10 protein-coding genes are annotated in these 12,368 nt (G+C 53.5%); 1 reads left to right on the top strand and 9 read right to left on the bottom strand.

Going from position 1 to position 12,368, the window contains the following annotated elements; translation table 11 throughout:
* Positions 1 to 171 precede the first annotated feature (171 nt).
* From FDW92_RS21525 to FDW92_RS21490, 8 genes are all read right to left on the bottom strand, one after another.
* Positions 172 to 1,338: an iron-containing alcohol dehydrogenase gene (locus tag FDW92_RS21525; protein WP_042311801.1), complete on the bottom strand. Its 1,167-nt coding sequence runs from the start codon at positions 1,336 to 1,338 to the stop codon at positions 172 to 174.
* Positions 1,339 to 1,371: 33 nt separating this feature from the next.
* The gene (locus FDW92_RS21520; RefSeq protein WP_042311800.1) at positions 1,372 to 1,686 is read right to left on the bottom strand and encodes a putative quinol monooxygenase; all 315 of its coding nucleotides are present in this window, start codon (positions 1,684 to 1,686) and stop codon (positions 1,372 to 1,374) included.
* Between the two features lie 17 nt (positions 1,687 to 1,703).
* Positions 1,704 to 2,279: a glycerol-3-phosphate responsive antiterminator gene (locus FDW92_RS21515; protein WP_042311797.1), complete on the bottom strand. Its 576-nt coding sequence runs from the start codon at positions 2,277 to 2,279 to the stop codon at positions 1,704 to 1,706.
* Entirely contained in the window at positions 2,276 to 3,835 is a 1,560-nt protein-coding gene (locus FDW92_RS21510; RefSeq protein WP_042311795.1) for an FAD-binding oxidoreductase, read from the bottom strand. The genes FDW92_RS21515 and FDW92_RS21510 overlap by 4 nt, the downstream gene beginning before the upstream one ends.
* Complete coding sequence (locus FDW92_RS21505; protein WP_042311793.1) at positions 3,832 to 5,511, bottom strand: glycerol-3-phosphate dehydrogenase/oxidase; 1,680 nt, start codon at positions 5,509 to 5,511, stop codon at positions 3,832 to 3,834. Before FDW92_RS21505 ends, FDW92_RS21510 begins: the two co-directional genes overlap by 4 nt.
* Positions 5,508 to 7,052 carry an FGGY family carbohydrate kinase gene (locus FDW92_RS21500; RefSeq protein ID WP_042311791.1) on the bottom strand — a complete coding sequence of 515 codons (1,545 nt, stop codon included), beginning with the start codon at positions 7,050 to 7,052 and terminating at the stop codon, positions 5,508 to 5,510. The genes FDW92_RS21505 and FDW92_RS21500 overlap by 4 nt, the downstream gene beginning before the upstream one ends.
* Positions 7,049 to 8,524 (bottom strand): MFS transporter, encoded by a 1,476-nt coding sequence (locus FDW92_RS21495; RefSeq protein WP_042311788.1) that lies wholly within the window; start codon positions 8,522 to 8,524, stop codon positions 7,049 to 7,051. Before FDW92_RS21495 ends, FDW92_RS21500 begins: the two co-directional genes overlap by 4 nt.
* Positions 8,525 to 8,779: 255 nt before the next feature.
* The gene (locus FDW92_RS21490; protein WP_042311785.1) at positions 8,780 to 9,976 is read right to left on the bottom strand and encodes an NAD(P)/FAD-dependent oxidoreductase; all 1,197 of its coding nucleotides are present in this window, start codon (positions 9,974 to 9,976) and stop codon (positions 8,780 to 8,782) included.
* 229 nt (positions 9,977 to 10,205) lie between these two features.
* On the opposite strand from FDW92_RS21490, the gene pitA reads away from it, so the two are divergent.
* Positions 10,206 to 11,705 (top strand): inorganic phosphate transporter PitA, encoded by a 1,500-nt coding sequence (gene pitA, locus FDW92_RS21485; RefSeq protein ID WP_038635082.1) that lies wholly within the window; start codon positions 10,206 to 10,208, stop codon positions 11,703 to 11,705.
* Positions 11,706 to 11,770: 65 nt separating this feature from the next.
* Here the strand turns inward: pitA and uspB are convergent, their stop codons facing one another.
* On the bottom strand, positions 11,771 to 12,106 hold the full coding sequence (uspB, locus tag FDW92_RS21480) for a universal stress protein UspB (protein WP_003023371.1): 336 nt from the start codon (positions 12,104 to 12,106) through the stop codon (positions 11,771 to 11,773).
* Between the last annotated feature and the right edge of the window lie 262 nt (positions 12,107 to 12,368).

Genomic DNA, 12,368 nt, shown 5'->3' with positions numbered 1-12,368 from the left:
GTAGTAATGTTGTCATCATCAGCGTTCCTGGCCGGAAATGAAACACGCATACTCATAACTGCTGTCTATTGAATACTAACACCTGGATTCAATATGTCTATTCGGTTGTAGTGGGTATATCGCCGCCGATAAAGCGTGTCTGGTGATCCACTCACCGGACACGTTCAGGGTTTAATAAGCCTGCTGGTAAAGCCGCAACGCATCGTCTTCATTAAGCGTAACAGGATTATTGCCCAGCAAGCGGGTCTGCTGCATGGCATCCTGCGCCAATATCGCCAGACCGTCTGCGGGAACACCAATGTCACGTAGCCTGTTCGGCGCCCCGGTTGCCGCAATAATGCTTACCATCCCGGCAATAAACGACTGGGCATCGATATCCACATTTCCTGTCACCTGCGCCCCAATGACGGGAGCCAGCTCGGCATAAAGTGGGGCAGTTACCGCCACGTTAAACTGCAGTACCGGAACCAACATTAGCGCATTCGACAAGCCGTGCGGGATATGGTGTCTGCCTCCCAAGGGATAAGCCAGTGCATGCACCGCCGCCACCGGAGAGTTAGCGAAAGCCTGTCCCGCCAGCATCGCGCCCAGCAGCACATTTTCTCGCGCTTCACGGTTGTGCCCGTCACGACATGCGGTCACCAGATGGCGACTGATTAAACGTAACGCTTCGCGGGCCAGCGCGTCCGAGAGTGGGTTTTTCTTATGCTTGCCGGTATAGGCCTCAATCGCATGCACCATCGCATCTATCCCGGCGGCGGCAGTATGGACAGGAGGAAGTCCCAGGGTCAGTTGCGCATCCAATAGCACCAAATCGCCATACAGTTGCGGGGAGACAATGCCCATTTTGCTGTCATCGTTGGTCGTCAAAATTGCAATATTGGTGACTTCAGACCCGGTGCCGGCGGTGGTGGGAATGTTAACCAGCGGTAGACGTTTCCCGGCGACCTTGTCGATGCCGTAAAGCTCCGGCAGGTCTTGTTCAGAGTTGATTAATACAGCCACCAGCTTTGCGACATCGAGCGAGGAGCCGCCGCCCAGACCAATAACCATTTCGCAGTTACCATCGCGGGCAACCTGTAAAGCTTCGCGAACGAGGCGCTCGTGTGGATCGGGTTGGACCCGATCATACAGCGTCACCTGAAACCCTGCGTTGCGCAGACTGTGCAGAACCGGTGGCAAAACCCCAGCCTTGACCAGACCGGGATCGGTCACCAGCAATACACGACGTGCGCTAAACCGTGGCTGAAGGATCTCTCCTAACCGTGACGCCCCCGCCCACTCGACGATGATTTCCGCTACCGTGGTAAACGCAAAATCCTTCATGACATTTTTCATTGGGGTATTCCTTGCAGTGAAAATGGACAGCTTTTAGCAATGCGGTTCATCGGGATGAATGTGAAAGCTTTTCACCTCTTTACGCGCCAGCATCGGGGCAATAATGCCAGTGCCAATACGTTGGAAATGCTCCGTTTGCCGATGAAGTTCCAGCCCCTCTGCACAACGATAAGTTTCAAGAATCACAAAGCGATCGCCATCTTCCGTGGAGCGGAAAAACTCATACGATATATTTTCAGGCTCCTGACGCGTTGCCTCTGCCAGCATTTTGAGCGCGTCGTTAACCTTGTCACCCATCGTCGGTTGGGCAAAATAATGTGCAACGACAAACAGCTGCGTGTTTTCCATTTTTGGCTCCCGGTGGTTTAACGTAGCAAATTCACATCCCATAACGCGCTGTCGCTGCTTGATACAGCTATCGCGCCGTGCAACAGCGCCGTCCGGGCATGTTCCTCATTGCAGACAAACCCGGAGGCCACAATCGGCGGCAACACATTACGATCGGCCTGCGGCAGCAACGGCAGCATCTGCGCAGGCATCAGTTGCACATAATCGGGTTCGCTTTGCTCCACGGCTTTCAGGCTGCGTAGCCAGGTGGAGCGGTCGGTGACGAAGATTTTCTGCATGGTGATCAGCCCGCATTTTTTCGCGCGCTGTACGGTTTGCAGACGCGTGGAAAGCAACCCCATCGCCCCCGTTTCGGCCACATAATCAATGCCGCCTTTATCCTGAGACAGCCCATTACAACTGTCGATATTCACGATGACGTACTTTCCCGCCTTCGACAGCAGTTCGATCACCGGCTGGAGCTTGATCAGATCGATATTGGCAATAATGCAGACTTCAGCTTTGCTGGACAGTGCGGTTTTCAGTTGCTCAATACCGTAAATCGCCATGATGACGGGCTGGCGTGCCAGAAGCACGCCAAGGTTTTTTATCATGATTGACCTGCCTGATGTGCGTAAAGCTGAGCGCTTAAGCCCAGCTTGCCCGGGTTAAGGATATTCTGCGGATCCAGCGCTTTTTTAATATCAGCCAGAACCGACAGCGATTCGCCTAAAGAAGCCTGCATGTAGGGGGAACGGAGCAGCCCGACGCCATGGTGATGGCTAAGGGAAGTCTTGTGTTTAATCAGTACCGCATTTGCCGCATCCCATGCCGCACGATACCAGGCCGCACGCTGCTCGACGGGCACATCGCCACGCAGCGAGAAGTAAAGACATGCGCCGTCGACGTAGGCATGGGACTGATGCGCAGACCCCGCCAGCGTGCCCGGTACGGCGTTAATCGCAGCCACCACATCATCATAAACCGCACTGAGATCGCGCCAACGCCCCACCATTTCCAGCGTATCCGCCACCAGGCCGGGGCTTTTCTTAAAGCCTTCGGCGCTTTTTCCCGTCAGATACCGGGTATCCAGCCAGCGCTCAAAGATGGATTCACCGTCAAGTTCTTCTCCGCTCTGCTGACAAATACGTTCACTGATCGCCAACACCGCGTCGACAATGTCAGGTTCTCCCTCATCCGCAATCAACAGGACATTGGTCTCGGGCAGGCCAAACTGCACGCCGCTTTCCAGGTTATCGTACAAGCGCAGTGCCGCTGGATTAGCGCCATGCTGTAAGATTTCGCGACACGCCTCCAGCCCGCTGGCGAAACTGGAAAAACCCCAGGCGATAGCACGGCCATAATCCGGCAGACGATGTAGCTTCAAACGCACACGTACTATCACGCCCAGCGTGCCTTCCGAACCGATAAACATTTGCTGTAAATCAGGTCCGATAGCGCTGCGGGCATAACCGCCAACGGTGATTAAGCGCCCATCAGCCAGCACCACATCCATGCCAAAAACCATATCTTCAATTTTTCCGTAGCGTGTAGATAGCTGTCCCGCACCGCGACAGGCAACCCAACCGCCGACAGTACTGATCCCAAACGATGACGGCCAGTGCCCCATGGTCATGCCATACTCTTTTTGAATAGTTTTCTCGAAAATATCGCCAAACATGCCGGCTTCTACCTCAACAATCTGGCTTCGCGGGTCATAATCGAGCAATTTGTTGAGTTCGCAAACGTCGAGCACAATCCCCCCGCGCAACGGCAATGCGGCTCCGGTAACGTTACTGCGCCCGGCAGAAACTGTGACCGGAATAGCGGATTCACTGGCGAGGCGCATTACGTCCTGAATCTGTTCTACGGTAGAAACGCGTACAATCACGCCTTTTGAGGTGGCGGGCGCGCCCTGGGTTTCCGCAATCATCGAACCGGCCCACCAGTCGCGGGTCCAAGTAATCACATCGGACTCCGACGTCAGCACCTCATCAGCAATCACCCGCAGCCGGTCACACGTCGCTTCGCTAACCGCAACGGGATCTACCTGCATTCCTTTTGCGCCATTGCTGCGGGTGATATCCGTTGCCCATGCGGGGCGAGTATGTGCGCCAACGGTATAGTTTCCACGGTTGTAACCACGTTTAATCGCTTCTTTACTGATCATTCTGATGTCCCCATAAGCATTGATTTTTCATGTTTAATTGCGGCCTGATAGCTGGCTACCTGTTTTGCAACCTGTTCAGGCTGTAACCGGAGTTCTTGTTGCAGTATCTCCCCAACGCGTTCAGCGGCAGCGGCTGACGCATCGCGTGCCATCAGACGCGCGCGAATTCGACGCGACAGCACATCATCAACGGTGCTGGCAAGCTCATGGCGTACGGCATACACCACTTCCGCTTCGGTGTAGGGAAGCCCTTCCACAATAGGTTTAACCAGCGAGGAATCGGCCTGAATAATGTCACTGACAAAATGCGCTTCGGTGCCATAGCGCTCGCCCAGATGCGCAGACAGGCCGCCAGAGGCCAGAATGGCCTGTGGGTCATAGCCAGCCGCGCCCAGCAAATACGCAGTTTTCGTTGAGCAGGCTTTTTTACGGCCCAGTATTTTGCTGGCCGCATCAATGGTTTCTTCCGCCATGTGGCGTGATGTCGTCAGTTTGCCGCCGACAATGGTAATCAGTCCGTCCGCTGCAACCCTGATCTCATGGTTACGCTTCATCTCAACGGTTTTACCGCCCGCGGTACCGACAAGCGGGCGGCAACCAGCAATACTTCCCACCACATCTTCCGGACGCAGATCCGTTTTCAGCGCCGAGTTTGCGCCTTCCAGCAGAAAGTCCAGTTCAGTGCGATTGCAGTGAACATCGTTCAAATCACCCTGATAGTCTTCATCCGTGGTGCCCAGATAGGAGACGTTGCCCCAGCGCGTAATGGTCGCGCGCCGACTGCGTCCGGCCACCGGAATGGTCACCGTGCAATCATTGCGAATTTTCATCCACGGGATGGCGACATGAACCCCCTTCGCCGGACGGATATTCAGCGGCGATGATTCCCCTTTTTTCAGCCCACTCCAGTCACGCAACCAGACGCCCGTCGCCATAATGACCACCCGCGCTTTGACCCGGATTTCCCTGCCATCGGCATACACGATGCCCCCATTGACCTTGCCATGCTGGTCTCGTGTGGTTTCGATGACTTCGGCATGATTTGTCACCGTCGCCCCATGAAACGCCGCCGTCCGCACCAGGGCCAGCGTTAACCTGGCGTCATCAACGCGGGCATCGAAATACATAAAGCCACCGGAGAGTTGCTCTTCTTTCAGCGTTGGGCAGTGCGATAACACTTCCGCCGGAGTTAATTTTTGGTGAAGAATACCTTCCCGCCATCCCCCGGCGAGATCGTAGGTCCAGAGCAGACTTTCAAACGCAGAGGACATGCGTTTATCAAACACGCCATTCTTATCGAGTACCGGAAATAAAAAGGGCAGCCGCTGCACCAGATGGCGAGCATTGCGGCGCATGCGCTGGCGTTCGAGCAAAGAATGACGTACCAGTCCGAGGTTCCCTTGCTCGATGTAACGCAGGCCGCCGTGCACCATTTTTGATGACTTCGATGACGTCCCCGAGGCAAAATCACTCTTCTCAATTAACGCCACCCGATAGCCGCGCAGGCTGGCATCCAGCGCCGCATAGGCTCCCGTCACTCCGCCGCCGACAATCAGAATGTCGTAGGTTTCGCTTTCCAGCCGGTCCAGTTGCTCAGGACGCTGAAGACGCAACGGCTCGGCGCCGTACATATCACTGCGTGTTTTGTTTGGCTTTCGCGAAGGGAAAAACTTCATGAGTCGGCGTGCTCCTGATTAGCGGTAGTGAGGCTGCTGGCGGTTTCCATTTCGAGCGCAATACGCATCTCCCAGCGGTTGATTTTTTGTTCGCGAAGGTCATGACTGATTTTGGGTTCAAACAGACGCGCCGTTTTCAGCGTGGCGCAGGCATCAGACAACGAATCCCACAGCAGCCCATCGGCTCCCGCCAGAAACGCCGCGCCGCGTAAGCTGGCCCTCGCCGTTTCGGCCATCCGTCGTACGGGGATCCCGCTAACATCGGCCTGGATTTGCAATAACGTGTCGCTATTGGACAACCCGCCGCCTACCACCAGCTCTTGCGTTGCGATGCCGGTTGCCGCTTCATTCGCGCGCATACAGGCGGCTACCGAATGCGCAATGCCTTCCAGAATGGCGTAGGCCACCTGCGGGCGCGTGGTCGAGATTGAAATACCGTTAAGCGAGGCGCGGGCATGCGGCTGCAAATGAGGAACACGCAGCCCCGTTAATGCTGGAATGAAACTCACGCCGCCAGAATCATTGGCCTGCGCAGCCAGCTCGCTGATTTGCTCGGGTGAGTCGAACCAACGCAGCTTTTCGCACACCCAGTTCAGGGCCGAGCCGGTCGTCGGGACGAATGTTTCTACAGAGAAGTGTGAGCGTCCTTTTTGTCGGCGCGCGGTCATGGTGAGCGTACTTTCACAGCTTTTTTTCAATGTCGGCACCGTCGGCCCCATCATTAAATCAACAAAGCTGCCGGTCCCATGCATACACAACGCCTGCCCGCGCTCAGTGCAACCCAGCCCAATAGCCCCCGCAAACTGATCCCCGGCGCAAGCCCGGATCGGGACGCTGATCCCGAGGATATCTTCACGTGTAGAGCCAAAATCATCGGTATCATCGTGCAATTCAGGCAGCAATGACGTCGGGAACCTCAGAGTCTGCAGCCATGGCAAATGGTACTGATGCTCGTTGAGGCAATACGCGCCCGCAGAGGTGGCGTTGGTGGGGGTGGTGACACATTTTTTTTCTTCCGCCAGATGCCAGAGCAACCAACTGTCAACGGTGCCAAAAACCAGGGTTCCGGCCTGGTGCGCCCTCTTCACTGCCGGTGTATTGGCGATATGGTATGACGCCCAGAGGTAAGGTGAACGTATCCCAACCGGTCGTCCAATTACTGGCAGCAGTTTCGTATCCCATTCGGGAGCCAGTCGCGCCAGTTCATCCGTAAAACGTGCATCCTGCCAGACCATCGCAGGTGCCAGCGCCTTGCCAGTGTCTGCATCCCAGAGCACCGCCGTTGAACGTTGCGTCGCAATCGCCAGCGCCACAATACGCATCTTGCTGTGCTGCGCATTAGCAATCGCTGTACGACATACCGCAATAGTGGCCTGCAAAATTTCATCAGCATCTTGTTCAACAACGCCATGGCGCTGGCTACTGACCTGAAGCGGTTGGTATTCAAGGCAGTGGACCTGGCTATTTCGCCCCACCACTGCCGCACGCGTACCAGATGTACCTTCATCAATAGCCAGAATGACATCTTCATATTCAATCATTTCGTACTCCTGTTTGATTCTGGGGCCATCGACTCGGGATAGGATGAATGGGATGATTCGAACTGCGGGGCGCCAGGCTCGTTATCCGGCTGAATCGTGGTGCGAGTGGGATCCCATGGGATCACAAAGCAGACGATGCTGGCGAACAACGGCACGGCGGACATGATCAGGAAGGTCGTTTGCAAGCCGTAGAGATCACGGAAAACGGGGAAGATAAACAGACCGAGCGCCGCACCTATTGCCCCGAGCGCACCGACCACGCCATTCGCGCCCGCCCGCAGTTCACTGCGAAAAGAGAGGGATGAAAGGCTTTTCCCGTTTGCACCGGGTCCACCTGAGTGACAAAGAATAAACAACGCGGGAACCAGCAAAGAGGCCCACAGCGGCATACTGTCGCTGAACAGTCCCAGCGTGAGCAGTACGAGAAAAGCCACGGCAAAACCGATCGCCGAAGAGCGGCGCAAGCCCAGACGACGACCGATTGCAGGAGACAAGAAACCACCAACAATACCAAATACGTTAAAAAATAGTGAACACAAGGTTGCGTACACAAAGTTTTTACCGAACATCGCGGCGCTAATAACCGGCAAATACCAGCCGACACCAAAATATTGGATTGACTGGCAGATCTGAACCGTAGAAGCCAGAATCGTACGCGGTAAATATACGCCACGGAATATTAGCAGTACATTTCTCGCCCCTTTTTCTGCTTGCCCAATGACAGGTTTTTGCTCCGCTTTTGGCGCCAGAATAAAATTATCACCGTATATTTTATTCATAGCGATCACAGCATCAGAAAGCCGTGATTTTCTCGCCAACCATACCGGACTTTCTACTAAATAACGGAACTGGAAAAAAAGTACGATGAGTCCACATAACGCTGTCACGGCAATAGAATAACGCCAGATAGCATCCCCAACATCCCAGGAATAAAACATCAGCGCTAATGCCAGATTTAAACAAACCGCAACATACCAAACCCCTTGCCAGGTGTTTAAACGGCTTTTTAGTTTCACTGGCGTGAACTCTGCCAGCATCGCCATGGCCACGGCAAAATCCATCCCATAAGACACGCCAACAAAGAAGCGGCCCACGATTATGGTGCTGAAACTGGAGGATGACATCACCAACAGCGCACCAATCACCGCCATTACTTTGGCGATAATCAGCGGTGGTACACGCCCCCAGCGATCGGCAATCCAGCCGCCAATGGGATTAAATAATATGGCAACCCACGATGAAAATGAGGTAAGTAACGCAACTTCAGTTGCGCTCAGATTTAAATTGCGGGTCATTGGATTTAATCCAGCACTCAGAGCTGAATTTGAAAAAGCATCAAGAAACAGGCCGCCTAATGCTAACCACCAAATAATACCGGCTCTGCCACTTATTTTTCCGCGAGAATCGATGCAATTGATAACGTCATCAACGCCACGGATTTTTATCGGATTTGAGAATGAGCATGCGGACATGGCTTTCCCCTTCATAATATTCGGAAGAAGGTCGCCATTAGCTAAAAAAATGCAATAAGAGACCATCTTAATTTCACAGATAGTCTCTTATCTAAAATCTGTATTTTTCCACTCTAGAAGGTAAGGCAAAGCGTGTCAAAGCGACTTTTTAAGCTGGCTTTAATTTTGTGATATGTAGCACAATTGTTAATCAAGCATTTAAAAAAAGTTAGGCGACAGGCGTTTATACCCGCCACCTGCGTCGGAGGTATTAAGTTAGTTTTTTTCGATCAAATCCTGCGCGCACGCCCAGGCGCTCGACCATGCCCACTGGAAGTTGTATCCACCCAGCCAGCCGGTGACGTCCATCACTTCACCGATAAAATAGAGTCCTGGCACTTTGCGGGCTTCCATTGTGCGCGATGACAGCTCGTTGGTATCCACGCCGCCCAGCGTGACTTCAGCGGTACGATACCCTTCCGTACCGTTCGGCTGCACCCGCCATTCGGTCAGGGTCTCCACCAGCGTTTGCTGATCGCGCACGTTCAGTTGTTTCAGCGAGACATCCGGGATTTGCCCTAACTGCTGTAAACATTCCACCAGGCGTTTTGGCAACTGCATAGCAAGCGTATTCTTTAAGCTCTGATTAGGGTGGGCGCTGCGCTGTTCATCAAGGAAGCTCGCAAGGTCAACATCCGGCAACAAATTAATGCTGACAAATTCACCTGGCTGCCAAAAACTGGAAATCTGCAGCACGGCCGGACCAGAAAGCCCGCGATGCGTAAAGAGCAGGTTTTCACGAAAGACCGTACCGTCCTCGGCGGTGATAACGGAGGAAACGGATACGCCAGAGAGCACCTGAAGCTGCTCCAGCAGCGGCTTGTGCAAAGTAAAGGGCACCAGACCTGCGCGCGTCGGCAACACGTTCAGACCGAATTGTTCGGCAATTTTATAGCCAAACGGCGTCGCGCCCAGACCCGGCATCGAAAGACCACCAGAGGCGATAACCAGTTTTTTCGTGCCGACAGTCATCCCGTTCAGCGCCAGGATGAAATCTTCACCCTCCCGCTCAACGCTGAGGACTTCGCTCCGTAACCGCATAGTTACGTTACCTTTTTCACACTCGTCCACCAGCATATCGACAATTTGCTGGGCAGAATCGTCGCAGAACAGCTGACCCAACGTTTTTTCGTGCCAGGCGATACCGTGCTTGCCCACCAGATCGATAAAATCCCACTGCGTGTAACGCGCCAGCGCCGATTTGCAAAAATGCGGGTTTTGACTCAAATACGCGGCAGGTTCGACATAAAGGTTGGTAAAGTTGCAGCGGCCCCCGCCAGACATGAGGATCTTGCGTCCCGGCTTTTTACCATTATCAATCAGCAGCACACGACTACCTGCTTGTCCTGCCTGCGCGGCACAAAACATACCCGCTGCGCCAGCGCCTATAATAACGGTATCAAACCTTTCCACGTTGCGATCCTCTCTAAAAAGCGGAGGTGAATTGTAAAGATTCCTCAGTGGTCGCACCAGCGCCAAACTACCGATAAAGGGTATTTATCTGAAATATATAGGATAATTCTTTAGTGGTGTAAAACAAAGCAGGAGACAAATCAAAAAAACTCTATATTTCACTTTGCCCGCGCCGCCAAAGTCACTGATAATGCGCCGCGTTCATGTCCTCAAAATGGCGTAACGTCCTATGCTACATTTGTTTGCTGGCCTGGATTTACATACCGGGCTTTTACTATTGCTTGCTCTGGCTTTCGTGCTGTTCTATGAAGCAATTAACGGCTTCCATGACACAGCCAATGCTGTCGCAACCGTGATCTATACCCGTGCAATGCGTTCGCAATTGGCGGTGGTCATGGCTGCGTTGTTCAACTTCTTTGGTGTTTTGCTGGGTGGTCTCAGCGTAGCGTATGCCATCGTGCATATGCTGCCAACGGATCTGCTGCTAAATATGGGATCATCACATGGCCTCGCCATGGTGTTCTCCATGCTACTGGCGGCAATTATCTGGAACCTGGGTACCTGGTACTTTGGTTTACCTGCATCCAGCTCCCACACGCTGATTGGCGCGATTATCGGTATTGGTTTAACCAATGCGTTGATGAACGGCACCTCGGTGGTGGACGCACTTAACATCCCGAAAGTGATGGGGATTTTTGCCTCGCTTATCATCTCGCCGATTGTCGGCCTGGTGGTTGCTGGCGGTCTTATTTTCATTCTGCGTCGCTACTGGAGTGGTACGAAAAAACGTGCCCGTATCCACCTGACCCCGGCAGAACGTGAAAAGAAAGACGGCAAGAAAAAGCCGCCGTTCTGGACGCGTATTGCCCTGATCCTCTCCGCTATCGGCGTGGCGTTTTCTCACGGCGCGAACGATGGTCAGAAAGGCATTGGTCTGGTGATGCTGGTGCTGATTGGCGTAGCGCCTGCGGGCTTCGTAGTGAATATGAATGCTTCCGGTTACGAAATTACCCGTACCCGCGATGCTATCAATAACGTCGAAGTCTTCTTCCAGCAACGCCCGGACCTGCTCAAGCAGGCGACTGGCGTTGACCAGCTGATTCCGTCCCCGACGGAAACGGTCACAACGGCATCGACAGAGTTCCATTGCCACCCGGCGAATACCATCAACGCGCTGGAACGCGCGAAAGGTATGCTGGCGAATCTGGAAACTTACGACAAGTTAAGCGTTGAACAGCGTGGTCAGCTGCGCCGTATTATGCTGTGCATCTCTGATACTACCGATAAAGTGGTTAAGCTGCCTGGCGTAAGCGCTGACGATCAGCGTCTGCTGAAGAAACTGAAAGCTGACATGCTGAGCACCATTGAGTACGCGCCTATCTGGATCATTATGGCCGTCGCACTGGCGCTGGGTATTGGTACGATGATCGGCTGGCGTCGCGTAGCCACCACCATCGGCGAGAAAATCGGTAAGAAAGGCATGACCTATGCCCAGGGGATGTCGGCGCAGATGACTGCCGCAGTCTCTATCGGTCTCGCCAGCTACACCGGTATGCCCGTTTCCACCACCCACGTTCTCTCCTCTTCCGTTGCGGGAACGATGGTTGTTGATGGCGGCGGTTTGCAGCGTAAAACGGTAACCAGCATTCTGATGGCCTGGGTCTTCACCCTGCCGGCGGCGATTATTCTTTCCGGGGTGCTGTACTGGCTCTCCCTGAAGCTTATCTAAGCGGATGCACGGTAAAAAAGCGGGTCAGGAAACTGACCCGCTTTTTTTGTATCCGTTGTTGGTAATCAGTGCCAGATAATCAGCGCAACCATGCTGATAAGCACCAGTCCGCATAACGCGCTGGTAAGAATGAACTGACCGCGAACCCGCTCACAGCGGCGTATAAATTCATCATCATGATGATCGCGGTAACGCTGAGCGTAGATATACCACACCAGACGCATCTGCTTGTTGGGTTGCCCATGCGAGGTAAAAAATCCCCCACCATCGACATACTGGTAAAGTAATGGATCGCAACCACGAAGTACCACTAACAGTGCGCGTAACGAAGAAAAATAGCGCGCCATATTAACAATGCAAACGACACACAAAGCCCAGAACAACGCAATGGTGCTTATCATATCTCCTCCCCGGCGACCCGCCCACGGAACTCCTTTCCGGGACTACCGCTCCCCGATACCCTACCAATCATTCAGTGAAGAGTGCTACCGAAACCGCTCGTGTTAGTATCACGCATCCGAGCGCCTCTCTAAATAGTGTAGGAGATTAGTTAATTTTTTTGCCAGAAGGTTAATCGCTATCAATGCAATTAACTAAAAAATTTGTTTAACTGCTTGGCAAGCAAGGCGGATTGACGGATTATCCTGGTCGCTATAATGTAAG

It is taken from the genome of Citrobacter sp. wls706 (assembly GCF_005281305.1).
Taxonomy (GTDB): domain Bacteria; phylum Pseudomonadota; class Gammaproteobacteria; order Enterobacterales; family Enterobacteriaceae; genus Citrobacter; species Citrobacter werkmanii.
Note: the sequence above shows the minus strand (reverse complement) of the source record. Positions and strands in the feature narration are given on the sequence as shown.